This window comes from Tahibacter soli, assembly GCF_025717065.2.
Lineage (GTDB): Bacteria > Pseudomonadota > Gammaproteobacteria > Xanthomonadales > Rhodanobacteraceae > Tahibacter > Tahibacter soli.
Genome location: NZ_JAOVZO020000003.1, coordinates 417,060 through 440,488, shown reverse-complemented (window position 1 = coordinate 440,488; position 23,429 = coordinate 417,060). Strand labels below are relative to the sequence as shown.

Sequence of the window (23,429 nt, the reverse complement as noted above, 5' to 3'; positions counted from 1 at the left end):
TGTGACGCAGTTCGCGCGTTTTCAGACGAACGGAAGATTGTCGATCAGACGGGTCGTGCCGAGGCGCGCCGCGATCAGCCCGACGAGGCCGGAACGCGCATCGCCGGCCGGCGCCAGATCTTCCGCGCGGCGTATCGCGGCGTAGTCGACGCGGAACCCGGCCGCTTCGAGCGCCGCGTTCGCAGCCGCTTCGACCGCGCCTACCGGCTCGCCCGCCGCCACGCTGTCGCGCATACGCAACAACGTCCGATGGATCGTGGCGGCCGTCTCGCGTTCGGCTGCGGATAGATACTGGTTGCGCGAACTCATCGCAAGGCCGCTCGCTTCGCGCAGCGTATCGCCGGCGACGATCTCGATCGGCAGCGACAGATCGGCGACGAGCCGACGTATCGTCAGCAGCTGCTGGTAGTCCTTGCGGCCGAACACGGCGACGTCGGGCTGCACGAGATTGAACAGGCGCGCCACGACGGTCGCGACGCCGTCGAAATGCCCGGGCCGGAACGCGCCTTCGAGCGGCTCGGTCACGACCGGCACGTGTACCTTCACCGTGTTCGCGGCACCGAACGGATACATCGTCTCGACCGTCGGCGCGAACAGCAGGTCGCAGCCGGCCTGGTCAAGCCCTTCCCGATCGCGTTCCAGGGTGCGCGGATAGCGCGAATAGTCTTCGTTCGGGCCGAACTGCGTCGGGTTGACGAACACGCTCGCGACGACGCGGTCGCAGCGGCGGCGCGCGATATCGATCAGCGAGTAGTGGCCGGCGTGCAGGTTGCCCATCGTCGGCACGAAGCCCACGCGCTCGCCCGCGCGACGCCAGTCGGAAACGTGACGGCGCAGGTCTGCCGCGGTTTGCGTGGTCAGCATGGCCATGACCGTCAGTAGCTGTGTTCGGGTCCGGGAAACTCGCCGCTGCGCACGGCATGCGCGTAAGCGGAGAGCGCGGCGGCGATCGAATCGCGGCCGGCGAGAAAATCCTTCGAGAAGCGCGGTCGCTTGCCCGGCGAGATGCCGAGCAGGTCGTACAGCACGAGCACCTGGCCGTCGCAGGCGGGTCCGGCGCCGATGCCGATCGTCGGAATCGCGATCTCGCGCGTGATGCGCTCGGCGAGCGCGGCCGGCACGCATTCGAGCACGAGGAGATCGGCGCCCGCGGCGGCGACGGCCTTCGCGTCGGCGAGCAGCTGCGCCGCGCGCGTCTCGTCGCGGCCCTGTACGCGATAGCCGCCGAACTTGTTGACCGACTGCGGCGTGAGGCCCAGATGCGCGCAGACCGGCACGTCGCGCTCGGTCAGCGCGGCGATCACGTCGACGGCCCAGCCCGCGCCTTCGAGCTTGACCATCTGCGCCTGCGCCTCGCCGCACAACCGCATGGCGGCGTCGTAGGCACGGCCGCGATCGGCATAGCTCATGAACGGCAGGTCGGCGATCAGCAGCGCGTGCTTAAGGCCGCGCGCAACGATCGACGTGTGATAGACCATGTGCTCGAGCGTGACCGGCAGCGTGCTCGTGCGGCCCTGCACGACGTTGCCGAGCGAGTCGCCGACGAGGACGACGTCGATGCCGGCCGCGTCGACCTGCAGCGCGAAACTCGCATCGTACGCGGTGACGACGACGATCTTCTCGCCGCTCTGCTTGCGCGCGTGCAGCTGCGGCACGGTCACCGCGGAACGCGGCGGGGAATCTGGATTGGCGTACATCGCTGTTCCGGTCGGCGAAGGGGTCGATTATCGAAGCGGCCGAGCGGCAAGCTCAAGCGCCAATCACGCCAGACGGCGGCAACCGGCGGAATCGACGCGCGCGACGAGATCGCGCACGCGGCCGGCGCCGGGCACCTCGCGATCGGGCGCGAGCTCGGCCAGCGGCAACAGCACGAACGCCCGCTGCGCGAGATGCGGATGCGGCACCGACAGGCCCGGCTCCGACACTATCGCGTCACCGTAGAGCAGAAGGTCAAGATCGAGCACGCGCGGGCCCCAGCGCGAGCCGTCCCGCACGCGCCCTGCCGCGCGCTCGATGTCGAGCAACGCCGCGAGCAGTTCCTGTGCGGAAAGCGCCGTATCGATTTCCACGACCGCGTTGATGAACGGCGGCTGGTCGACGCGGCCCCACGGAGGGGTCGCGTAGTGTGCGGAACTGCGCACAACGCGCGTCGACGCCAGGGCGGCGAGCGCCTCGACGGCGCCGGCGACGACGCGACGCGAATCACCGAGATTGCTGCCGATGCCGACGTGCGCGATCGTCACGTCGGTTCGCCGGAATCCGGGCCGCCCGAATCGGAGCCGCCTGAAGATTTGCGCCGGCGACGGCGGCGGCGGCGCTTCGCTGCCGGCTTCGCACCCGGTGTCGCGGGCGCCGCGGCGACCGGCTGCGTGATCATGTCGCCGAGCGTCTCGGGATCGGCCGACTGGGCATCGGCCCACCACTGCGCGAGTTCGGCCAGCGCCGGGTCGGCTTCGGCGCGCAACACGAGAAAATCGTACGCGGCGCGAAACCGCGGATGCGACAGGAAGCGCATCACGCGCTTCTTCATGCGTTGCTCGAAACGCGGCTGCAGCGCCCAGATTTCTTCCATCACGAGCGAAAAGCGGCGCGGCACCGCGACGCGCTGCGCCTGCTCGGCGATCACCGCATCGCCGGCGTCGGCCCACGCATGCAGCACTTCGGCGCCGCCGGCGATCGCGCGTTCGGCGCGGTCGCGCACGCCGCCCCACAAGAGCAGCGCGAACAGGAATGCCGGCGTCACCGACTTGCCGCTTCTCACGCGATCGTCGGTATTGGCGAGCCCGTGTTCGACGAGCGCGCGGAAACTGCCGTCGGCGTCGCGCCTGAGCGCGTGCGCCGTCGCGGGGTAAACGAAGCGCAACAGGCCGCAGCGATCGAGTTCGCGGAAGCTCGCAAGGCCATGCCCGGCGAGGAACAGCTTGAGCGACTCGTCGAACAGGCGCGCCGGCGCGGCTTCGCACAACAGCTCGCCGAGCGTCGCGAACGGCTGCTCGGCGGTCTCGTCGATCGTGAAACCGAGCTTCGCCGCGAGGCGCACGGCGCGCAGCATGCGCACCGGATCTTCGCGATAGCGCTGCTCCGGATCGCCGATCAGGTGCAGCACGCGGCGGTCGAGATCTTCCATGCCGCCGACGTAGTCGCGCACGCTGAAGTCGGCGATGTTGTAGTACAGCGCGTTGACGCGGAAGTCGCGACGGATCGCGTCTTCCTCGATCGAGCCGTAGACGTTGTCGCGCACGATGCGTCCGTCGACCACGTGACGGTCGGCGTTGCCTTCCTCGCCGATGCCGCGAAACGTCGCGACCTCGACGATCTCCTGCCCGAACACGACGTGCGCGAGCCGGAAGCGGCGCCCGATCAGGCGGCAGTTGCGAAACAGCCCGCGCACCTGCTCCGGCGTTGCATTTGTGGCAACGTCAAAATCTTTGGGATGTCCACCAAGCAACAAATCGCGCACGGCGCCGCCGACGAGAAACGCCTCGTAGCCCGCCTCGTTCAGCCGGTACAGCACGCGCAGCGCGCCGTTGCTGATGTTTCGCCGCGAAATGCCGTGCTGCTCGCGTGCGAACACGCGCAGCTCCACGCGCAGCGCCGGCTTGACCGGGGCCGTCTTGGCTTCGTCGTCTTGCGCCTTACGCTTCCTTGAAGGAATTGCCCGGCGAATGAATTCCGCTATACTTCGCACGCTTGATCCTCAACGCGCTCCCTTCGTCTAGTGGCCCAGGACACCGCCCTCTCAAGGCGGGAACACGAGTTCGAACCTCGTAGGGAGCGCCACTTTACTCTTCTCATCTTTCCTCGCGCAGACTCGGTCGCTACATGCCTTTCGTTGTCACCGAAAACTGCATCAAGTGCAAGTACACCGACTGCGTCGAAGTCTGCCCGGTCGATTGCTTCCACGCCGGCCCGAACTTTCTCGTGATCGATCCCGACGAGTGCATCGACTGCACTTTGTGCGAGCCGGAATGTCCGGCCAACGCGATCTATCCCGAAGACGACGTGCCCGCCGGCCAGGAGCATTTCATCGCGCTCAACGCCGAACTGGCCAAAGGCTGGCCGGTGCTGACCGAACGCCTCGATCCGCCCGCCGACGCCAAGGACTGGGACGGCAAGAGCGGCAAGCTCGCACTGTTGCAACGCTGAAACGCCGGCGCGAAACGCCGGCGAACCGATTCCATCCGAACTCGAAAGCGAACGACTCAACCGAGTCGTTCGCGCAGCAACGCGACCACGCGCTGCACCGCCGCGGCATCGCCGCTGACGCTGACGCGGCTGCCTTCGCCATCGGCGCTGACGCCGATATTGACGCGCTGCGTGACCGTTTCCATCTTCTTGCGCGTGAACAGGCGCTTGATCCAGCCGCCCTGCTCCGCCGCTTCGCGCGTCGTCGTCATGGTCAGTTCGTACGTGTGGCCGGCTTCGTCCTTGGCGGACACCTGGCCGACGTTCGCGCGCTCGAGCGCAAGACCGATGCGCTGCCACGTGCCGTCGACGCCGTCGGCGACGTGCAGGCCGTCGATGCCGGTGGCGCTGCGCGCGGCGCGGCGCGGGGCGTCGGCCGTCGCGGCCGCACCGCCGCTTTCCGGCACGACCATGTCGTTCGTGCGCGGCGGCGCTTCAAGGTCCGGCGGAATTTCCAGCGGACGCGCTTCAACGGCCTTGTCCCAGTCGGACTTCGGCTTGAACCAGCTGCAGGCGCCGAGCGCCAGGGGCGCCACGGCGGCGAGCACAACGAAACGGATCGCGGACTTCGAGTTCACGGGAGACCCTGTGTGTTAGGGAACGTCCGGGGAGCCTGGCAGCGCCCCCACGAGACCTTCCATCCAAAGGCGAAGCTGCGACGCACGCTACGCAACCGCGGCATCTTGCAGATTCAGGACCAATTCGCGCAAGCGCCCACGGTGCGGCTGGCTGAGCTCGCTCAGCGGCAGGCGCAAACGCGGGGTTCCGATTCCGATCGCCGAGAGGCCGAATTTGACCGGAATCGGGTTGGACTCTACGCCGAGCGCGTCGAACAACGGCTGAAGCCGGCGATCGAGATCGGCGGCTTCGTCGGCACGGCCCGCGCGGGCCGCATCGCACAACCGCCGGAACAACGCCGGCACGACGTTGTTCGCGACCGAGATCACGCCGGCGGCGCCGAGCGCGAGACTGCGCAGCGCGGTCGGGTCGTCGCCGGAAATCACCGAGAAGTCGTCGCGCGCCAGCGCCAGCAGCGCCTTGACGCGGTCGACATCGCCGACGGCCTCCTTGATGCCGACGATGCGCGGATGCGGCGCGAGCGCCGCGACCGTCGCCGGCAGCATGTCGCAACCGGTGCGGCCCGGCACGTTGTACAGCACGATCGGCAGATCGCCGTGCTCGGCGACCTCGAGATAATGACGGCGCAGGCCCTCTTGCGTCGGACGCACATAGTAAGGCGTCACCACGAGCGCCGCGTCGGCGCCTAGCGCGCGGGCGCGCCGCGTCGCGGCGATCGTCTTGTGCGTGTTCGCGGTGCCGGTGCCGGCAAGCACCGGCACGCGTCCGGCGACGCGCTCGATCGCGAACGCGAGCAGGCGGTCGAATTCGTCGGCGGCGAGCGCGTGCGCTTCGCCGGTCGAGCCTGCGACGACGAGAGCCTGGGTACCGCCACGGATTTGATGCTCGATCAGGCGCGCGAAAGCGTCGAGGTCCAGCGCGTCGTCGACGCCGAACGGCGTCGCCAGCGCACAGATGCTTCCGGAAAAATTCACACGCAGTTCCGCGCCGGTCTGAAGAGCGGCGGATGTTACTTGCGGCCCCCATACGTGGCAAGTATTCTGGCGGCGCCGCCGGTGCGAAAGCCGGCGTAACCTCCAGGCGACGCACGGACCGTGAAGCAAGCAGGTAAATCCGCCTTGACCGACGCTGCGCCACGCCCTACGGCGAACGAGAACTTCCTTCTGATCAACGCCTTCGCGCCCCAGCCGGAATCGCCGCTGGTCGCGGTGACGCGACGCATTTCCGACTGCGGCTGCAATCTGGTCGAAGCGCGCGTGGCGACGCTCGGCCAGGACGTCTCGGTGCTCGCGCTGGCGGTCGGTCCGTGGGACGCGATCGCCAAACTCGAGAATGCGCTCAACAAGCTCGAGCGCGGCGAAAACCTGCGCATCCTGCAGTTTCGCACCGGGCCGAAACCGGTGCAGAACACGCTGCTGCCGTACGTCGTCGAAGTCGTGTCGGCCGACCGTCCGGGCATTCTCCATCAGCTCGCGGAATTCTTCGCGCGCCGCGGCATCACGGTCGAACAGCTGCACTCGACGCGCTATCGCGCGATGCAGACCGGCGCGGACATGTTTTCCGCGCAGGTCACCGTCGGCATTCCGTCGACGACGCACATCGCGGCGCTGCGCGACGATTTTCTGGAGTTCTGCGACGGCCTGAATCTCGACGCCATCATGGACCCGATGAAGTTCTGAGGATGAAGTCTCCAGCATGATCGAACCCGGCACCAAGGCTCCTTCCGTTACCGGCACCACCACCGACGGTTCGTCATTGAAGCTCGCGTCGCTCAAAGGCAGCTGGGTCGTCGTGTATTTCTATCCGAAGGACAACACGCCGACCTGCACCACCCAGGCGCAGAGCTTTCGCGACCTGCACAAGGATTTCGCCAAGCGCGGCGCGGTCGTCATCGGCGTCTCGCGCGACACCGCGCGCGTGCATGCGGGATTCACCGAACGTCAGCAGCTGCCGTTCCCGCTGATCGCCGACACCGACGAAACGTGGTGCAAGGCGTTCGATGTGATTCACGAAAAAGTGCTGTACGGCCGCCGTTATCTCGGCATCGTACGCTCGACGTTCCTGATCGGCCCCGACGGCAGGATCGCCAAGGCGTGGCGCAACGTGCGCGTGCCCGGCCACGCCGCCGAAGTGCTCGGGAGCATCCCCCGCGCGTGACCCACGTCCGCGCGCCCGCTTCGATTCGACATGCCGGCAGCGACCGGCGCACTCCCAACGCCCGAGGCTGACCGATGACCCGAGGCAAGCGCATCTACGTGCTCGACACCAACGTGCTGATGCACGATTCGACGGCCCTGTTCCGCTTCGAGGAACACGACGTGTTCGTGCCGATGACCGTTCTGGAAGAATTGGACAACGCAAAAAAAGGAACATCGGAAGTCGCGCGCAACGCGCGTCAGGTCAGCCGTTTCATCAACGAACTTATCGAGCACAGCAACGGCCGCAAGATCGAGGAAGGCCTCGATCTGATCTCGCCGCAGGGCGTCAATCTCAAGCGCACCAAAGTGGTCGGCCGCCTTTACTTCCAGACGAAGAGCGGCGACGCCAACGGCGCGAAGACGAAGGCCGACAACCAGATCCTCGCGTCGGTGCTCGCGCTGCGCGAACAGCACAAGGGCGTGCCGGTCGTCCTCGTCACGAAAGACATCAACCTGCGCATCAAGGCGTCGATCTTCGGGATCACCGCCGAAGACTACGAAAACGACCGCGCGCTCGACGACTTCAACCTGCTCTACGTCGGCCACACCGAACTGCCCGAGACTTTCTGGTCGCAGCACCAGAAAGACCTCAAATCCTGGTCCGAACGCAGCCACACGTTCTACGAGGTGAAGCTGCGCAAGAACGAGGACTGGTATCCGCACCAGTGCCTGTACATTCCCGACGGCGACGACATGCTCGAGCTGCGCGTGATCGAAGTGCGCGACGGGCGTGCCAAGCTGCGACTGGCCGAGGACTACACCGGTTCGCACAACGTCTGGGGCATCACCGCGCGCAATCGCGAGCAGAATTTCGCGCTGAACGTGCTGATGGATCCGGACGTCGATTTCGTCACGCTGCTCGGCACCGCCGGCACCGGCAAGACGCTGCTCGCGCTCGCGGCGGGCCTGGCGCAGGTGATGGACCAGCAGCGCTACCGCGAAATCATCATGACGCGCGCGACGGTGTCCGTCGGCGAGGACATCGGTTTCCTGCCCGGCACCGAGGAAGAAAAGATGACGCCGTGGATGGGCGCGCTGACCGACAATCTCGAAGTGCTGACGAGCCCGAGCGAAGGCGGCGCGTGGGGCCGAGCGGCGACGAACGACCTGCTCGCCTCGCGCATCAAGATCCGCTCGCTGAACTTCATGCGCGGACGCACGTTCCTGAGCCGCTACGTGATCATCGACGAGGCGCAGAACCTGACGCCCAAGCAGATGAAGACGCTGCTCACGCGCGCCGGCCCCGGCACGAAGATGATCTGCCTCGGCAACGTCGAACAGATCGACACGCCGTACCTGACCGAAACGACATCGGGCCTGACCTATGCGGTCGACCGGTTCAAGGAATGGCAGCACAGCGCGCACATCACGCTGCGCCGCGGCGAACGCTCGCGCCTGGCCGACTACGCGTCCGAAAAACTCTAGAAATCCTCAACAACCCGACGCGCCTTGCGCTCTTCCGGAGCCCCCTTGAGTCAAGGGGGCGGCCAACGCGCAGCGTTGGCGGGGTTGTGGGAGACACGCGGACTACGGAGGAAGACAGGCTCGACGCAACCGGTGACGTCTAAAAAAAACGGGAGCTTTCGCTCCCGTCTACGCAAGCCCTGTTCGCAGATTCTAAAAGCGCATCGCCCAGACCACTTCGTACTCCATGCGATTGCTCGCGAGCGCATCGCGCGTCAGCGGGCGCATGGCCGGCGTGTCGAGGAGGTACTGGGTCGGCGCATAACTCGCAACGACACGGAACTGGCCGTAGTCGCTCGTGCGATGCACGAAGCTCAGATCGACGCTGTATTGCGAAACGTCGCCGAGCAGCTGATCGAGCAGCGCGGACGTCGGCGCCGGCTGCGTGCGCGTGCTGTAGCGCAGGCCGAAATCGCCGAAACCGGGATTTTTCCACAGCGCATTGAAGCTGTAGACGTTGAGGTCGTCCCATGCGAATTCGGGACTGACGCCGCTGCCGAGCGCCGCGAGGAACCGGCGCGGCAACGCCTGGCTCGTGAACGGCCGGATCTCGCTGTACATCAGCCGCTCGGCATCGACGCCGACGCTGAGCGACGGCGTCAACGCGTAGTCGAGGCCCAGGCCCGCGCTGGCCGGAATATCGAAGTCGGCGCGGTCGGAGTACACGCCGACGTAGCTGCTGAACGCGTCCATGTTGACGCGCGACTGGTAGCTCGTGGTCCAGCGCAGGCGCTCGGTCAGTGCCTGACCCGCCTCCATGCGCACGCCGCGGCCGAACGAGGTTTCCTGCGGACGCTGTGCGACGAACGGAACGACATAGGCATCGAACTCGCCGGTGCCGACCGTCGCGTTGGCGAAGCGCTGATATGCGAACAGCGCCGACACCGACCAGTAGCCGTTGACGCCCCAGCCGTGCGTGAACGACGGCGCGACGACGTAACGCTGCAGCAGACTGTCGTCCGGCAGCGCGCGCTGCAACACGGCTTCGTCGCTGTTCAGGCGCGCCGGCGCGCCCGTGGCGAAGCTCGAATTGACGCTGACGCCGAGCACGCTGTTACGGCCGATCCGCGCATAGGCGGACGTCGACGACGCGCTGGCGACGATGAGATCGAGGACCTGCGGCGGCGCGACGCGCTCGACCGGTTCGGCCCAGGAGAAATCCGGCTGGATGGCTTGTCTGGCATAGTCGTGCCAGCGCTGCATCGCCGAAGAACCACCGGTTGCGGACTGCGCGGACGCCTCGGAAGTACAAACGCAGAACGGGAGCGCCAGGCCAAAACTGAGCGCTCCCATCGACTTCCTCAACGCTGCTGTTGCGCTAGCCCGCTGCATGTGATGCCGTGCGGCTTCCATGGCTTGTGGTGATGACGGCGCGATTTTGGCAAGAACGCAACACAGAGTCAAGCGCGCAACAACCGCCACATCGCCAGATTTCAAGCCAAATTTCGCCCTTTTCGGGCATTCCGCCCTCCGATCTGTTGCAGGTTTACAACAACGATGACTCGCTCGCCGCTTCCCAGCGCCCTCACCGTCGCCGGCTCCGATTCCGGCGGCGGCGCCGGCATTCAGGCCGACCTCAAGACGTTCCAGGCATTCGGCGTCCACGGCCTCTCCGCAATCACCGCACTGACCGCCCAGAACACGCGCGCCGTGACCGCCGTGCACGCCGTGCCGCCGGCCATGATCGAGGCGCAGCTCGACGCGCTGTTCGACGATTTTTCGATCGGTGCCGCGAAAACCGGCATGCTCGGCGACGCGCGCACGATCCGCGCGGTCGTGCGCGCGCTGTCGCGCCGGCACCTGCCGGCGCTCGTCGTCGATCCCGTGATGATCGCAACCAGCGGCGCCGCCCTGCTCGATCCGCGCGCCGTCGACGCCATGCGCGACCTTCTGTTGCCGCGCGCGGCGCTGGTCACGCCGAACATTCCCGAAGCGCAGGCACTGACCGGCCGCACGATCCGCCGCGCCGCCGACTGCGACCGCGTCGCCGCCGATCTCCTCGACGCGGGCGCGCAGGCCGTGCTGATCAAGGGCGGCCACCGTGCCGGCCGCACCGTCGTCGATCGACTGTATGCCGGCGGTCGCGAGTTCGCGTTCGAGCACCCGCGCCTGCCGCGCCGCGGTCACGGCACCGGCTGCACGCTGGCCGCCGCGATAACGGCCGGCCTGGTGTTGAAGCGCGATCTCGTCGCCGCCTGCGACGCCGCGACCCGATACGTGCATACCGCACTGAACGGGGCTTATCGGCCAGGCCGCAGTAAGATCGACGTGCTTGACCACGCCGTGAAACCGCCCGCCGGTTTTCTACGGCGCGCGCCAGGCGACGACTAACGCAACGGAAGCATCGCCATGAGCAAATCCCCCTTCTTGTCAGCATTCGTGTCGTCAGCATTCGTGCCGTCGGCACTCGTGCTTTCGGCGCTGGCGCTAGCACTGCCGTCCGGCGCGCTCGCGACCGATCCGCAGCCGGGCGTCGTCCCGCCGCTCGCCGCCGCGCCGCCGGTGCCGAAAATCGGTACGAGCCCGATCGCGAAACCGTCGGTCGCCTGGTCGCCCGCGCCGCGCGTCAGCGAGATGCGCGCCGTGCCCGGCCCCGACGGCGAACTGCACATCGTCTGCCGCGAGGTGCCGAACCCGAAACTGCGCGCACACGCCGCGATCGACGCGGAGCATCCGACGCCATGATCCGCCGCCTGCTCGCCCTGCTCGCGCTCGCCGCGGCGCCCCTCGCCGGCGCCGCGCCGACCATCGGCCTCGTCGACGGCCAGCCGGCCGCGTTTTCGGTACCCGGCGGCGCGTTGTGGACGCCTTACTATTTCGACGTCGGCGACACCGGCCAACAGCTCGTCGTCGATCTCGTCAACAACGGCGCCGGCGACACCGATCTGTTGCTGCGCTACGGCTCGCCGTTCCCGGACCTGACCGAAGGCGGCGCCATCCCGGACTTCGACCTGCTGCTGCGCTATGCGCACTATCGCGGCATCAGCGCGAACGGCAGCGAATCGATCGCGGTGCAGCGCTCGAACTCGATTCCGCTGCGCAGCGGGCGCTGGTACATCGCGGTCGTCAACGGCGCCGCCGCGGCGCAGAACGTGCAGTTGACCGCGCGCATCAACGCGAGCGCCGCGGCGCGCGGCATCACGTTCGCGTTCGACCAACCCGGCGCCGACTGCAACGTCGCACCGTGGAACGACACGACCCCGGCGACGCCGATCGACGGCAACAACGGCACGACGCTCGGACAGCAGCGCCGCAACGCGCTGATCTACGCGGGCAGCCGGCTCTCCGGCGAAATCCAGTCGCCGGTCGACGTGACCGTGCGCGCGTGCTGGAAGGCGCAAGGCGGCAGCCCGACCGAAGGCGCGACGATCGCCTACGCCGGTCCGCAGACGTTCGTGCTCGACGGCAACGATTTTCCGCTGCCGTACCTGCCCGAGAAATACACGTGGTACGCGATCGGCGAAGCGGTGCGGCAGGCCGGCACGACACGCTGCGGCGCGGTCGGCGGCGACTGCGGCACGCCGGACATCGAAGCGACGTTCAACAGCGACATCGACCCGCCGTCGAATGTCATCAACCGGCCGTTCTACTACGGCTTTACCGGCGCATCGAAGCCGAACCGCACGATCGACTTCGTCACGACGTCGATGCACGAACTCACGCACGGCCTCGGCTTCGTCGGACTCGTCAATGTCGATCGCACGCAAGGCCCGGTCGGCACGCGAGCGACCTCGGGCAACGGCACGGCGTATGACGACGCGTTCGGCAAACAGCTCGTCGCCGTCAACACGGCCGATCGCACGTACAAGCCGTTCCTCGGCAACGCCACGAGCGACGCCGACCGCGCCGCTGCGCTCGTGTCGAACAACGGCCTGCGCTGGGCCGCCGCCGAAGCGGTGAATTCGCCCGAGAACGACAATCGCGGCCAGGCCGTACCGGACAACTTCCCGCTGATGTTCGCACCGTGCGATCGCGACGACGCGTCGCAGCCGTGCGCGACGAATCCAGGCTCGACGCTGTCGCACACGGTGCAGACGGGCGATCTCATGAACGCGTTCGACAACGGCGAATCGATCCGCGAAATGGGGCTTGCGCTGCCGATGCTGCACGCGCTCGGCTGGGCGAACACGCCGGCGACGCCGCCGCTCTACGGCACGCCGATTCCGAGCAACTGGTTCGACCGCGCGCACAACGGCCACGGTATCGACTTCCAGTTGTTCGACCGCGACCCGGTCAACGGCGACCGCTACTTCGTGATTTTCTACACCTACGACGCGAACGGCGTGCCGGAGTGGTACCAGGGCTTCGGTCGCGTCGTCGACGGCGTGTTCGTCGGCGGCAAGGAAAGCCACGGCATTTCGCTGCAGCGCGTGATCTACAACGCCGCGCTGCGGCGCAGCGAGCTCGATCCTACCGTCGCCGGCACGATCGAGATCGACTTCAATCAGGCCGAAAACTCGCCGACGTGCCGCTCGCGCGACCGCAGCGGCGCGCCGAGGCTCGCCGTGATGTCGTGGTCGCTGCGCAGCGAAACGGGCCGCTGGTGCATGGAACCGGCGATCGACGCGTCCGCGCGATCGACGCCGGACTTCGGCGGCCACTGGTGGGCCGGCAACGGCGATTCCGGCTGGGGCATGGAGCTGTTCACGCTCAAGGGCGGCGCACAGCCGCTGCTGGTCGGGTATCTGTACTACCCCGACGGCCTCGGCAATTCGCGCTGGGCGGTCGTTCCGGTTACGCCGGTCGATCTGGCCAATACCGCGACGATCAACCTGCAGGAGATCACCACGGGTTTTTGCCGCTCGTGCACGCCGCCCTCTCAGGCACAGACGCGCAACGTCGGCACGATCCGGTTCAAGCTGACGCAGCCCGTGCGCGCCGACCCGCCGAGCACCGCGAACACGGTGACGATCGATCTGGCGGTCCCCGGCACCAATATCCGGTTCACGCGCACCAACGCGCCGATTTCGCTGCTCTCGCAGGTCAACCAGTAGCGCGGCCGCAAAGAAAAACGGCACGCCCGCGAGGGCGTGCCGTTTATCCCGAAACCAACCGCCGCGATTTACGCCGCGGCTTTGCCGTCCGCGCGCAGGCTGTCGATCAGCGCGTCGGCGAAGCTGTCGGTGTTGCCGGTGCCGCCGAGGTCGGGCGTCACGCGGTCCTTGCGGCCGACGACATCGCGGATCGCATTGCGCACGCGCTCGGCCTGCGGCTCGAGGCCGAGGTGGCCGAGCATCTGGCACGCGGCCAGGAGCAGCGCGCACGGATTGGCGATGCCCTTGCCGGCGATGTCCGGCGCCGAGCCGTGCACGGCTTCGAAGATCGCCGCTTCGGTACCGATGTTCGCGCCCGGCGCGAGGCCCAGGCCGCCGACGAGGCCGGCGCACAGGTCGGAAATGATGTCGCCGAACAGGTTGGTCGTGACGATCACGTCGAACTGGTGCGGATTCATCACGAGCTGCATGCACGTGTTGTCGACGATCATTTCCTGGCACTGGATTTCCGGGTACTGCGCGGCCACTTCGCGCGCCACCTTCAGGAACAGGCCCGACGTCGTCTTCATGATGTTGGCCTTGTGCACAACGGTGACCTTCTTGCGACCCTGGCGGCGCGCGAGGTCGAACGCGTAGCGCACGATGCGCTCGGAGCCGCGGCGCGTCACCTTGATCTGCGACAGCGCCATGTCCCCGTCTTCGGACAACACCTGGCCGTCCGAACCGTACGCGCCTTCGGTGTTCTCGCGCACGGTGATGAGATCGATGCCCTCGTAACGCGCCTTCGTGCCCGGCACGGTGATGGCCGGACGCACGTTCGCGTACAGGTCGAAGCGCTTGCGCAATTCGACGTTGAGCGACGAGAACCCGCCGCCGATCGGCGTCGTCAGCGGCCCTTTCAGCGCGACGCGGTGGCGTGCGATCGATTCGAGCGTCGCGGACGGCAGCAGTTCGCCGACATGCTCCTGAGCCGCCATGCCCGCTTCGACGAATTCGTACTGCAACCCGACCTTGAGTTCATCGAGCACGCGCAGCGTAGCGTTCATGATCTCCGGGCCGATGCCGTCGCCGCGGATGACCGCAATTGTCTTGCTCATGGGAAAACTCCATAACCGGAACTGCTTGCCCTTGGGGCAGGGAACTGCGCATTATCGATCATCGGGTTATTCCGTCACAACCTTGCGTGTATGCGACCTTTGTCCCTTCCGGCACGCCTGGGCGCGGCTTTCGCGCTGGCGCTCGCCTGCGTCGCCGGTTCTGACCGCGTCGCCGTAGCGGCTACGAGCGGTGAGTCGGACACGACCATCGAAGCGCTCGCGCGCGCCGACGGCACGCCCCAATTGCGGTTGCGCGGCACATGGCCGACGCCGTGCATGCCGTCGATCGAAAGCGCTGCCCTGACCGACCGCGACATCCGCATCGCGCTGCGGTCGAACAAGCCGTTGTGCGCGCGCATTCCGATGCCGTTCGACATCGCCGTCGATCCGGTGACGCAGTTCGGCCGCGCCCTTGCGCCGGGCGTCTACCGCATCAGCCTGTACAGCGCGCATACGCCGAACGCCGCGCAGGAACTGCGCGATTTCGAACTCGTCGAAGTCGGCTCGCCGCCGGTCGTGCGTGCCGAATCGGGTTTCTGGTGGCCCGACCCCAGTCGCGAGGGCGGGGCTGGTGCCACCGGCACCGGCGCCAGTTTCGAAATGCACGGCGACACGCTCGCCGTCGCGCTGTTCGGCTTCGACGGACTCGGCGAACAGACCTGGTATTTCGGCACCGGCGCGTTGCGCGCACGCTCGGCCAAGCTGGAGCTCGTCGGATTGCACGGCGGAACGCCGCTCGTCGACGACGCGAAAGCCGCCGGACTGGCCGCCGACGCGAACCTGACGCTGCGCATCGAGTTCGAGAACAACGCGCGTGCCACCGTCTGGCTCGGCCGCTATGAGCGTGGCGAAGACCAGCCGAAGCTCAAGCTGCGCGCACTGTCGCTCGTGCGCCAGCCGCTGACGTCGTACAGCGGATCGCGCAACTGGGAAGGCGAATGGGTGCTGTTGCGCGAAAACGCCGCCCGGGCGCCGATGGCCGAACGCATCCGGCTCGTCTCGCAGATCATGCCGGACTTCCAGGTGTACGTGCTGTCCGGCGACGGCTACGTGCTGCGCTGCGCGCGCGACCGCTTGACCGCGCTCGCGCCGCCGGAGCATTGCCTGCTAGAAACGTCGTCGAACGTGCTGATGGCCGAATTCGATTCGGTCGGCATCAACCGCCTCGACGGGCGCGCGCCGGACGGCACGCGCGTTCAGTTGCTGCGGGTAGACCGACGCTAGACGGCGTGTTCGGCGTGCGGCTGCGCGCCTTCGGCCTCGCCGCTCTCGAGCCGGTCGAGAAAATCGACGGCACGGCGCAGGTGCGGAATCACGATCGAACCGCCGACGACGAGGCCGACGCTGAACACCTCGAAGAACTCGTCGCGCGTGATGCCCACTTCTTTACATTGCGCGATATGGTAGCTGATGCAGTCGTCGCAGCGCAGCACCATCGATGCGACCAGGCCCAGCATCTCCTTCGTGCGCACGTCGAGCGCGCCGGGTTTGTACGTCTGCGTGTCGAGCGCGAAGAAACGGCGCACCACCTGGTTGTCGTGGTCGAGAATGCGCTCGTTCATGCGCTTTCTGAAATCGGTGAACGCCTTGACGCGATCGTCGCTCATGCGGCGCTCCCGATGAGTTCGGCAAGCTTGCCGCTGCGGTCGGACGCGGCGAGATCGTCGTAGCCGCCGACGTGGGTGTCGTTGATGAAGATCTGCGGCACGGTGCGCCGCCCGTGGCTGCGCGCGAGCATTTCGTCGAAGCGCGTGCGATCAGTGTCAATGCGGATCTCCTCGTAGGAAAGACCCTTGGTTTTCAGCAGGTTCTTCGCCGCGACGCAGTAAGGACAGATCGCGGTCGTGTACATCTCGATCTTGGGCATCGTTGTCTCCGTTGGCCGCGCGCATGGTGCGGCCGCCACGGGCCGCTTGCCAAGCGCCTGACGACGAAATGGGGGCGCCGGGCCGCGCGGCAAGGCCGGCAGCGCGGGCCGCGGAACCTTGCGTGAACGCGCAAGACCGGCGGATGGCCGCGGAACCTCGGCTGCGCTAAGGTGTCGGATCACCACCCCGGCCGTTTTTTGCGTATGCGCCTGAGTTCCTGCCTCATCGCCCTCGCCAGCCTCGCCGCTACCGGCCTCGCCTCGGCGCGCGAATCCAACGTGCGGCTGCCCGACATCGGCAGTTCCGCCGCCGCGATCATGTCGCCCCAGGAAGAAGCGCGCTACGGCGCGAGCATGCTGCACGAGATGCGCTCGCTGAGCATGGTGCTCGACGACCCGCTTCTCGGCGACTACATCAACTCGCTCGGCTACCGCCTCGTTGCGCACAGCGACAAGCCCGATACGCGCTACACGTTCTTCATCGTCGCCGACAGCGGCATCAACGCGTTCGCCGCACCCGGCGGCTACATCGGCGTCAACGCCGGTCTCATCACCACCGCGCAGAGCGAAGACGAAGTCGCGGCGGTGCTCGCGCACGAAATCGCGCACATCAGCCAGAACCACCTGCTGCGCGCGTTCGAGGATTCGAAAAAGGCGTCGCTGCCGATCGCGCTCGCGATGATCGGCGCGATGATCGCGTCGTCAGGCGCGAGCGGCGACGGCGCCGAAGCCGCGCTGATGACCGGCACGTCGCTGATCCAGCAGCGCCAGATCAATTTCACGCGCAAGGACGAGATCGAAGCCGACCGCGTCGGCATCCAGACGCTGGTGCGCTCGCATTTCGACCCGCAGGCGATGGCCGGTTTCTTCGCACGCATGGAGCGCACGCTGCGCGGCGGCGGCGGCGACGGCAAGATTCCCGACCTGCTGCGCACGCATCCGGTCACGGTCGACCGCATCAGCGACGCCAAGGCGCGCGCCGAAGGCGTCGAGAAACTCGTCGAAACCGAAGCGGAGCTGCCGGCGCTCGGCAGCGGCAACCTTGCCTATCTGCGCAGCAGCCCGCGCGACGACGACTTCCGTCCGGCCAAACGCGCCCCGGCGCAACCGTCGACCACGCACGGCGAAACGCGCTCGCTGACGTTTCTGCTGATGCGCGAACGCGCGCGCGTGCTCGCATCGGACCAGCCGAGCGTGACGCAGACCTACTACGCGTCGAATCTCAAGAACGAACCCGGCTTCGACGTGCCGGCCAACCGCTACGGCAACGCGCTCGCGCTGATTCGCACCGGCCGGCCGCAGGAGGCGCGCGAAATCCTCGCCAAGCTCGTCGAAAGCCAGCCTGCGAACCTGCCTTACCAGATCGCGCTCGCCCAGGCCGAAGCGCAGTCGGGACGCCGCAACGACGCGCTGACGCGCTACGAAAAGCTCGTCGCGAACTCGCCGGGCTCGAACGCGATCGCGCTGTCGTTCGCGCAGACGCTGATCGAAGACGGCCAGGTCTCGAGCGCGCGCCGGGCGCAGGAACTGCTGCGTCCGATCCTGGCTACCGAAATCGACGATCCCGAGCCGTACCGCGTGTTCGCCCGCGCGTCCGACCTCGCCGGCGACAAGATCCGCGCCGCCGAGGCCTACGCCGATGTCGCGCTGCTCAACGGCCGTCTCGAAGACGCGCTGAACCAGCTCAAGGCGCTGACGCGCCGCGCCGATCTCGACTACTACCAGCGCTCGCGGATCGACGCGCGCATCGCCGAAGTGACGCCGATCGTGCTCGAGCTGCGCCACCGCGGCATCAAACCGGCCGAGCAAGGCCGCCTGGCGCCGGGTTTTTCCTGCCAAGATTCAAACTCTTGTGCATCCATGTCATCGGTACGTAACAATTCTGCATTGGAATAACGCCGCTGTCATAAAGCGTCGCGCCGCGCCGCAACACTCGTGCAACCGTGCAGAAACGCATTTTGATCGTCGAAGACGAAACCGCGATCCGCGACATGGTCGCTTTCGCCTTGCGCAAGGCAGGCATGGACCCGATCCATGCGGCCGATGCACGCATCGCCCAGTCCGCCATCGCCGAGCGCGTGCCGGACATGATTCTTCTCGACTGGATGCTGCCCGGCATGAGCGGCCTCGAATACGCCCGCCGGCTGCGCAAGGAGGAACTCACGCGCGAGGTGCCGATCATCATGCTGACGGCGCGCGGCGAGGAAACCGACCGCGTCAACGGCCTCGACGCCGGCGTCGACGACTACGTGGTGAAACCTTTCTCGGCGCGCGAACTCGTCGCGCGCATCAAGGCGGTCATGCGCCGCACGCACGGCGACGAAGGCGACGGCATCATCGAACTCGGCGGCCTGCGCATCGACGGCGCCGCGCACCGCGTCTACGCGGGCGAGCAGACGGTGCAGATCGGCCCGACCGAATACCGGCTGCTGCATTTCTTCATGACGCATCCCGAGCGCGTGTATTCGCGCAGCCAGCTGCTCGACCAGGTCTGGGGCGGCAGCGTCTACGTCGAAGAGCGCACGGTCGACGTGCACATCCGCCGTCTGCGCAAGACGCTCGAACCGTTCAAGCTCGAAAACCTCGTGCAGACCGTCCGCGGTGCCGGCTACCGTTTTTCCGTAACGCCATAGCCGTAGAATTGCCGAACGTGCACAACTCCGGACGAGGTGCCGTATGACGCCCGGGCAGGATCGGGCCTGGCAGGTCAGTCTGTGGCGCCTGTTCGCGCTCGGCGGCGCCGCGCTCGTCGCGGGCCTCGCGCTCGACGCCGTGCCGCAATGCCTGCTCGCCGCGGCCGCCGGCGGACTGCTGCTGCAATTGTGGCGTCTGCGCCAATTGCAGCGGTGGCTGCACGGCCGCTCGCGCCGGCCGCCGATCGACGATGCCGGCATCTGGGGTTCGATCTACCGCGGCCTGCACCGCAGCCATCGCACCGCGCTCGCCAGCAAGCGCCGGCTCGTGCATCTCCTGCGCGCGTTCCGCACCACCGCTGCGGCATTGCCGGACGCCACGGTCGTCATGGACGACGACGGCCGCATCCTGTGGTTCAACGACGCCGCGTCGCGCCTCCTCGGCCTTTCGTATCCGCAGGACGTCGGCGGGCATTTTTCGAATCTCGTGCGTTCGCCGCGCGTCACCGCGTGGCTCGAAGCGGGCGACGGCGAATCGCTGCTCGACGTGCCGGCGCCCACCGACGACGCGCTGCGCCTCGGCCTGCGCCTGATTCCGTATGCGGCGGGCCAGCGCCTGCTCGTCGCGCGCGACATGTCCAAATTGATGCAACTGGAACAAGTGCGGCGCGACTTCGTCGCCAACGTCTCGCACGAGCTGCGCACGCCGCTGACGGTCGTGCACGGCTATCTCGACCTGATCGAACCCGAGCAGCTGCCGGAGCTCGAACCGATTCTCCACGAACTGCGCACGCAGTCGCGCCGCATGACGCAGATCGTCGAGGACCTGTTGACGCTGTCGCGGCTGGAAGCGCAGGACAGCCTGCCGGAAGAACGCGTGGCGATGGCCGCGATGCTGCGCACGCTCAAGCGCGAAGCCGACGCGCTGAGCCAGGGCCGGCACGCGATCGTCGTGGAAGCCGCCGACGAGGCCGACCTGCTCGGTTCGACCAAGGAACTGCACAGCGCGTTCTCGAATCTCGTCATCAACGCCGTGCGCTACACGCCGAACGGCGGCACGATCCGCATCCGCTGGGCGCCGCGCGACGGCGGTCGCGTATTTTCGGTCGTCGACACCGGCCAGGGGATCGCGCCTTCGCACCTGCCGCGCATCACCGAACGCTTCTACCGCGTTTCGACGAGCCGCTCGCGCGAGACCGGCGGCACCGGCCTCGGCCTCTCGATCGTCAAGCACGTGCTGCAGCTGCATCAGGCGCATCTGACGATCGACAGCGAAGTCGGCGTCGGCAGCACGTTCTCTTGCGTGTTCGGCCCCGAACGAATCCTGCAGCCCGCGCCGGTCGGCGAGGAAGCGTGATGCGCGCCCTCGCGGCCGGCGTCGCGCTGCGCGCTGCCGCGTTGTGCGTTCTTCTACTTTGCGCAAACGCATCCGTCGCGCGCGAGGCGCCGGCGCTGACGAGCGTCGGCTCCGACACGCTCGGCAACCTCATGCTGCGCTGGATGCAGGCGTACCGGCAGACGCATCCGGACCTGCGCATCGCGCTGCAGACGCCCGGCTCCGCCGGCGCGCCGCTCGCGTTGGCGAGCGGTTCGGCCGATCTCGGCCCGATGAGCCGCGCCATGACCGACGCCGAACGCGACGCGTACCGCGCACGCCGCGGCGGCGAACCGGGCCGCGTGCGCATCGCCCTCGACGCGATCGCCGTATTCGTGCATCCGGACAATCCGCTCGCGACGATCGATGCGCGCCAGCTCGACGCGATCTGGTCGAACGGCCGGCGCTGCGGCGCGGTCGCCGCCGTCGAGCACTGGAGCGATCTTGCGGTCGGCGACACCGCGCTCGCGGCTCGGCCGCTGCTGCGCACCGGCCGCAACACCGCGTCGGGCACGTTCGAGTTCTTTCGCGACCGTGCGCTGTGCGGCGGCGACTACCGTGCCGACGTCGTGCAGTTTCCAGGCTCCGGCGCGATCGTCGCGGCGGTCGCGTCGCAGCCCCACGCGATCGGCAACGCGGGATTCGGCTACGTCAACGGCCTCGTCAAGACGCTCGCGATCGCCGCGTCGCCGGACGGCCCCGCCGTGCTGCCGACGCCCGAAACTGTCGCATCGGGGCGCTATCCTCTGTCACGTCCGCTGTACCTGTATTTCAACCGCGGCGCGGACGGCAAGGCGCAAGCCGCGGCGGCCGGCTTCCTGCGTTTCGCGCTCAGCGACGAAGCGCAGGCGATGGTCGCTCAGCAAGGCTTCGTCGCGCTGCCGCCCGCCGAACTCGCCGCCCAACGGAATCTGGTCGAATGAACCTGCTCACTACGCCGATGGCACGCGATCTGAAAGATCCGAGCCTGTATTTCAATCGTGAGCTCGCGCAGCTCGAGTTCAACTTCCGCGTGCTCTCGCAGGCCTACGACGAGCGCGTGCCGCTGCTCGAGCGTCTGCGCTTCCTGTGCATATCCAACAGCAACCTCGACGAATTCTTCGAGGTGCGCGTCGCCGTGCTGCGCCAGCAGATCGCGCTCGGCACGCACCTGCCGGGACCGGACGGTCTCGCTCCGGCCGACGTGCTCACGCGCATCCGCGCCCGCGCGCTCGAACTCGTGCGCGCGCAGTACGAATTCTGGAACGACATCCTGCAGCCCGCGCTCGGCGAAGAAGGCATCCGCTTCGTCACGCGCGACAAGTGGACGGTCAAACAGAAGCGCTGGCTGCAAGGCTATTTCCAGAACGAGATCATGCCGGTGCTGTCGCCGCTCGGGCTCGACCCGGCGCATCCGTTTCCGCGCATCCTCAACAAGAGCCTCAACCTCGCGGTCGTGCTCAAGGGCAAGGATGCGTTCGGCCGCGAAGGCCACATGGCGCTCGTGCGCGCGCCGCGCTCGCTGCCGCGCATCATCCGGCTGCCCGCGGAAGTCGCCGAGTCGCCGTACGATTTCGTGTTCCTCGCCGGCATCCTGCAGCAGTTCATCGACGAGATGTTTCCGGGCATGCGCGTGGACGGCTCGTACCAGTTCCGCGTCACGCGCAACAGCGAGCTCGTCGTCGACGAGGACGAAGTGGAAAACCTCGCCGCCGCGCTGTCGGACGAACTCGCCGGCCGCGGCTACGCGCATCCGGTGCGCCTGGAGATCGCCGAGTCGTGCCCGAAGGCGATCACCGAAATGCTGATGGCGAACTTCAGCCTGACCGAGCAGGACGTCTATCGCTGCGCAGGCCCGGTCAACATCAACCGCATCACGACGATCTACGACCAGGTCGACCGTCCCGACCTCAAGTTTCCGAAGTTCACGCCGCGCACCGCGCCGGCGCTGCTGGCGGGCGCGCCGGTGCTCGACATCGTGCGCGAGCAGGACATCCTCCTGCACCACCCGTTCGAGTCGTTCGGCGCCGTCGTCGAGCTCGTGCGGCAGGCGAGCCAGGATCCTGGCGTGCTCGCGATCAAGCAGACGCTGTACCGCACCGGCGACTACTCGCCGCTCGTCACGCACCTCGTCGAAGCGGCGCGCAACGGCAAGGACGTCACCGTCGTCGTCGAGCTGCGCGCGCGTTTCGACGAGGAAGCGAACATCCGCCTCGCCAATCGTCTGCAGGAAGCCGGCGTGCAGGTCGTCTACGGCGTGGTCGGCTACAAGACGCACGCGAAGATGCTGCTGATCGTGCGCCGCGAAGAAGGCAAACTTCGCCGCTATGTGCACTTGTCCACCGGAAACTACCATCAGATCACGTCGCGCATCTACACCGACTTCGGCCTGATGACCGCGAACCCCGACATCGGCGAGGACGTGCACAAGCTGTTCCAGCAGCTGTCGGGCCTCGGCACGGTGATCAAGCTCAAGCGCCTGATGCAATCGCCGTTCACGCTGCACAAGGGCCTGCTGGAAAAGATCGAACGCGAGATCGCGCACGCGCAGGCCGGCCGGCCGGCGCGCATCATCGCGAAGATGAACGCGTTGAACGAAGCGGGCGTGATCGAGCAGCTGTACGCGGCGTCGCGCGCCGGCGTGCAGATCGACCTCATCGTGCGCGGCGCGTGCGCGCTGCTGCCGGGCATTGCGGGCGTGTCGGAGAACATTCGCGTGCGCTCGGTGATCGGCCGCTTCCTCGAACACAGCCGCGTGTACTGGTTCGGCAACGACGGCAACGCCGAAATCTACTGCGCGAGCGCCGACTGGATGGAACGCAACCTGCTACGCCGTATCGAGACGTGTTTTCCGATTCTCGACCCGGCGCTGGCGCAGCGCGTCTACGACGAATCCCTGGCGAACTTCCTCGCGGACAATACGCAGGCATGGCTGCTCGGCCCCGACGGCGGCTACACGCGCGTGGAGCCCGGCGAGGAAATGCCGCACTCGGCGCAGCTCTCCCTGGTCGCCAAGCTGTGCATGTGACGACGCCGCGCGCCGTCGTGGCAGAATTCG

At 67.4% G+C, this 23,429-nt stretch carries 23 protein-coding genes and 1 tRNA gene; 14 read left to right on the top strand and 10 right to left on the bottom strand.

Annotation, left to right across the window (positions count from 1 at the left end; all coding sequences use genetic code 11):
- Positions 1-21 precede the first annotated feature (21 nt).
- The 4 genes from panC to pcnB all read right to left on the bottom strand — a co-directional run bounded on the left by panC (position 22) and on the right by pcnB (position 3,580).
- On the bottom strand, positions 22-864 hold the full coding sequence (gene panC / locus OD750_RS04405) for a pantoate--beta-alanine ligase (protein ID WP_263545083.1): 843 nt from the start codon (positions 862-864) through the stop codon (positions 22-24).
- 11 nt (positions 865-875) lie between these two features.
- A complete protein-coding gene (gene panB, locus OD750_RS04400) occupies positions 876-1,697 on the bottom strand; it encodes a 3-methyl-2-oxobutanoate hydroxymethyltransferase (protein WP_263545082.1) in 822 nt (273 codons plus the stop codon).
- 63 nt (positions 1,698-1,760) lie between these two features.
- Complete coding sequence (gene folK / locus OD750_RS04395) at positions 1,761-2,243, bottom strand: 2-amino-4-hydroxy-6-hydroxymethyldihydropteridine diphosphokinase (RefSeq protein ID WP_263545081.1); 483 nt, start codon at positions 2,241-2,243, stop codon at positions 1,761-1,763.
- Positions 2,240-3,580 (bottom strand): polynucleotide adenylyltransferase PcnB, encoded by a 1,341-nt coding sequence (pcnB, locus tag OD750_RS04390; protein ID WP_336407549.1) that lies wholly within the window; start codon positions 3,578-3,580, stop codon positions 2,240-2,242. Before pcnB ends, folK begins: the two co-directional genes overlap by 4 nt.
- A gap of 124 nt (positions 3,581-3,704) precedes the next feature.
- Between pcnB and OD750_RS04385 the strand changes: the two genes are divergently transcribed.
- Together OD750_RS04385 and fdxA are read left to right on the top strand one after the other, a co-directional pair.
- A tRNA-Glu gene (locus OD750_RS04385) sits at positions 3,705-3,780 on the top strand.
- Positions 3,781-3,822: 42 nt separating this feature from the next.
- Complete coding sequence (gene fdxA / locus OD750_RS04380; protein WP_263545079.1) at positions 3,823-4,146, top strand: ferredoxin FdxA; 324 nt, start codon at positions 3,823-3,825, stop codon at positions 4,144-4,146.
- A gap of 56 nt (positions 4,147-4,202) precedes the next feature.
- Here fdxA and OD750_RS04375 read toward each other — a convergent pair whose 3' ends face one another.
- Entirely contained in the window at positions 4,203-4,763 is a 561-nt protein-coding gene (locus OD750_RS04375) for a hypothetical protein (RefSeq protein ID WP_263545078.1), read from the bottom strand.
- A gap of 87 nt (positions 4,764-4,850) precedes the next feature.
- Positions 4,851-5,738 carry a 4-hydroxy-tetrahydrodipicolinate synthase gene (gene dapA, locus OD750_RS04370; protein WP_263545077.1) on the bottom strand — a complete coding sequence of 296 codons (888 nt, stop codon included), beginning with the start codon at positions 5,736-5,738 and terminating at the stop codon, positions 4,851-4,853.
- A 144-nt stretch (positions 5,739-5,882) separates the two neighbouring features.
- Between dapA and OD750_RS04365 the strand changes: the two genes are divergently transcribed.
- The 3 genes from OD750_RS04365 to OD750_RS04355 all read left to right on the top strand — a co-directional run bounded on the left by OD750_RS04365 (position 5,883) and on the right by OD750_RS04355 (position 8,387).
- Entirely contained in the window at positions 5,883-6,443 is a 561-nt protein-coding gene (locus OD750_RS04365) for a glycine cleavage system transcriptional repressor (protein WP_263545076.1), read from the top strand.
- Between the two features lie 16 nt (positions 6,444-6,459).
- A complete protein-coding gene (locus tag OD750_RS04360) occupies positions 6,460-6,921 on the top strand; it encodes a peroxiredoxin (RefSeq protein ID WP_263545075.1) in 462 nt (153 codons plus the stop codon).
- Between the two features lie 74 nt (positions 6,922-6,995).
- On the top strand, positions 6,996-8,387 hold the full coding sequence (locus OD750_RS04355; RefSeq protein WP_263545074.1) for a PhoH family protein: 1,392 nt from the start codon (positions 6,996-6,998) through the stop codon (positions 8,385-8,387).
- A gap of 192 nt (positions 8,388-8,579) precedes the next feature.
- On the opposite strand, the gene OD750_RS04350 is transcribed toward OD750_RS04355, so the two are convergent.
- The gene (locus OD750_RS04350) at positions 8,580-9,629 is read right to left on the bottom strand and encodes a hypothetical protein (RefSeq protein ID WP_263545073.1); all 1,050 of its coding nucleotides are present in this window, start codon (positions 9,627-9,629) and stop codon (positions 8,580-8,582) included.
- A gap of 294 nt (positions 9,630-9,923) precedes the next feature.
- On the opposite strand from OD750_RS04350, the gene thiD reads away from it, so the two are divergent.
- The 3 genes from thiD to OD750_RS04335 are packed head-to-tail and all read left to right on the top strand — an operon-like array spanning position 9,924 to position 13,420.
- Positions 9,924-10,757 carry a bifunctional hydroxymethylpyrimidine kinase/phosphomethylpyrimidine kinase gene (gene thiD / locus OD750_RS04345; protein WP_263545072.1) on the top strand — a complete coding sequence of 278 codons (834 nt, stop codon included), beginning with the start codon at positions 9,924-9,926 and terminating at the stop codon, positions 10,755-10,757.
- A gap of 18 nt (positions 10,758-10,775) precedes the next feature.
- On the top strand, positions 10,776-11,111 hold the full coding sequence (locus tag OD750_RS04340; RefSeq protein ID WP_263545071.1) for a hypothetical protein: 336 nt from the start codon (positions 10,776-10,778) through the stop codon (positions 11,109-11,111).
- Positions 11,108-13,420, top strand: a complete 2,313-nt coding sequence (locus OD750_RS04335; protein WP_272841784.1) for a hypothetical protein — start codon at positions 11,108-11,110, stop codon at positions 13,418-13,420. Before OD750_RS04340 ends, OD750_RS04335 begins: the two co-directional genes overlap by 4 nt.
- 68 nt (positions 13,421-13,488) lie before the next feature.
- Here OD750_RS04335 and OD750_RS04330 read toward each other — a convergent pair whose 3' ends face one another.
- On the bottom strand, positions 13,489-14,517 hold the full coding sequence (locus OD750_RS04330; protein ID WP_263542979.1) for an isocitrate dehydrogenase: 1,029 nt from the start codon (positions 14,515-14,517) through the stop codon (positions 13,489-13,491).
- 99 nt (positions 14,518-14,616) lie between these two features.
- Here OD750_RS04330 and OD750_RS04325 point away from each other — a divergent pair, with 99 nt between their 5' ends.
- Positions 14,617-15,741: a hypothetical protein gene (locus OD750_RS04325; RefSeq protein ID WP_263542978.1), complete on the top strand. Its 1,125-nt coding sequence runs from the start codon at positions 14,617-14,619 to the stop codon at positions 15,739-15,741.
- Here OD750_RS04325 and OD750_RS04320 read toward each other — a convergent pair.
- Both OD750_RS04320 and grxC read right to left on the bottom strand, forming a co-directional pair.
- Positions 15,738-16,124, bottom strand: coding sequence for a carboxymuconolactone decarboxylase family protein (locus OD750_RS04320; RefSeq protein WP_263542977.1), 387 nt, complete (start codon positions 16,122-16,124; stop codon positions 15,738-15,740). The two genes, OD750_RS04325 and OD750_RS04320, sit on opposite strands and share 4 nt — an antisense overlap.
- Entirely contained in the window at positions 16,121-16,384 is a 264-nt protein-coding gene (grxC, locus tag OD750_RS04315; protein ID WP_263542976.1) for a glutaredoxin 3, read from the bottom strand. Before grxC ends, OD750_RS04320 begins: the two co-directional genes overlap by 4 nt.
- Before the next feature lie 204 nt (positions 16,385-16,588).
- Here grxC and OD750_RS04310 point away from each other — a divergent pair, with 204 nt between their 5' ends.
- Genes OD750_RS04310 through ppk1 form a run of 5 tightly spaced genes read left to right on the top strand, consistent with a single transcriptional unit; the run spans position 16,589 to position 23,399 of the window.
- Complete coding sequence (locus OD750_RS04310) at positions 16,589-18,280, top strand: M48 family metalloprotease (RefSeq protein WP_263542975.1); 1,692 nt, start codon at positions 16,589-16,591, stop codon at positions 18,278-18,280.
- Positions 18,281-18,327: 47 nt separating this feature from the next.
- Complete coding sequence (gene phoB / locus OD750_RS04305; protein ID WP_263542974.1) at positions 18,328-19,017, top strand: phosphate regulon transcriptional regulator PhoB; 690 nt, start codon at positions 18,328-18,330, stop codon at positions 19,015-19,017.
- Between the two features lie 43 nt (positions 19,018-19,060).
- The gene (gene phoR, locus OD750_RS04300) at positions 19,061-20,374 is read left to right on the top strand and encodes a phosphate regulon sensor histidine kinase PhoR (protein WP_263542973.1); all 1,314 of its coding nucleotides are present in this window, start codon (positions 19,061-19,063) and stop codon (positions 20,372-20,374) included.
- Positions 20,374-21,315: a PstS family phosphate ABC transporter substrate-binding protein gene (locus OD750_RS04295; RefSeq protein WP_263542972.1), complete on the top strand. Its 942-nt coding sequence runs from the start codon at positions 20,374-20,376 to the stop codon at positions 21,313-21,315. Before phoR ends, OD750_RS04295 begins: the two co-directional genes overlap by 1 nt.
- The gene (ppk1, locus tag OD750_RS04290; protein WP_263542971.1) at positions 21,312-23,399 is read left to right on the top strand and encodes a polyphosphate kinase 1; all 2,088 of its coding nucleotides are present in this window, start codon (positions 21,312-21,314) and stop codon (positions 23,397-23,399) included. The genes OD750_RS04295 and ppk1 overlap by 4 nt, the downstream gene beginning before the upstream one ends.
- The last annotated feature ends 30 nt before the right edge of the window (positions 23,400-23,429 follow it).

Excerpts from the sequence above, each read along its gene's own strand:
- panC (WP_263545083.1), bottom strand. The coding sequence starts at position 864 with ATGCTGACCACGCAAACCGCGGCAGACCTGCGCCGTCACGTTTCCGAC.
- panB (WP_263545082.1), bottom strand. The coding sequence starts at position 1,697 with ATGTACGCCAATCCAGATTCCCCGCCGCGTTCCGCGGTGACCGTGCCG.
- fdxA (WP_263545079.1), top strand. The coding sequence starts at position 3,823 with ATGCCTTTCGTTGTCACCGAAAACTGCATCAAGTGCAAGTACACCGAC.
- OD750_RS04360 (WP_263545075.1), top strand. The coding sequence starts at position 6,460 with ATGATCGAACCCGGCACCAAGGCTCCTTCCGTTACCGGCACCACCACC.
- OD750_RS04355 (WP_263545074.1), top strand. The coding sequence starts at position 6,996 with ATGACCCGAGGCAAGCGCATCTACGTGCTCGACACCAACGTGCTGATG.
- OD750_RS04350 (WP_263545073.1), bottom strand. The coding sequence starts at position 9,629 with ATGCAGCGCTGGCACGACTATGCCAGACAAGCCATCCAGCCGGATTTC.
- thiD (WP_263545072.1), top strand. The coding sequence starts at position 9,924 with ATGACTCGCTCGCCGCTTCCCAGCGCCCTCACCGTCGCCGGCTCCGAT.
- OD750_RS04340 (WP_263545071.1), top strand. The coding sequence starts at position 10,776 with ATGAGCAAATCCCCCTTCTTGTCAGCATTCGTGTCGTCAGCATTCGTG.
- OD750_RS04335 (WP_272841784.1), top strand. The coding sequence starts at position 11,108 with ATGATCCGCCGCCTGCTCGCCCTGCTCGCGCTCGCCGCGGCGCCCCTC.
- OD750_RS04330 (WP_263542979.1), bottom strand. The coding sequence starts at position 14,517 with ATGAGCAAGACAATTGCGGTCATCCGCGGCGACGGCATCGGCCCGGAG.
- OD750_RS04320 (WP_263542977.1), bottom strand. The coding sequence starts at position 16,124 with ATGAGCGACGATCGCGTCAAGGCGTTCACCGATTTCAGAAAGCGCATG.
- grxC (WP_263542976.1), bottom strand. The coding sequence starts at position 16,384 with ATGCCCAAGATCGAGATGTACACGACCGCGATCTGTCCTTACTGCGTC.
- OD750_RS04310 (WP_263542975.1), top strand. The coding sequence starts at position 16,589 with ATGCGCCTGAGTTCCTGCCTCATCGCCCTCGCCAGCCTCGCCGCTACC.
- phoR (WP_263542973.1), top strand. The coding sequence starts at position 19,061 with ATGACGCCCGGGCAGGATCGGGCCTGGCAGGTCAGTCTGTGGCGCCTG.
- OD750_RS04295 (WP_263542972.1), top strand. The coding sequence starts at position 20,374 with ATGCGCGCCCTCGCGGCCGGCGTCGCGCTGCGCGCTGCCGCGTTGTGC.
- ppk1 (WP_263542971.1), top strand. The coding sequence starts at position 21,312 with ATGAACCTGCTCACTACGCCGATGGCACGCGATCTGAAAGATCCGAGC.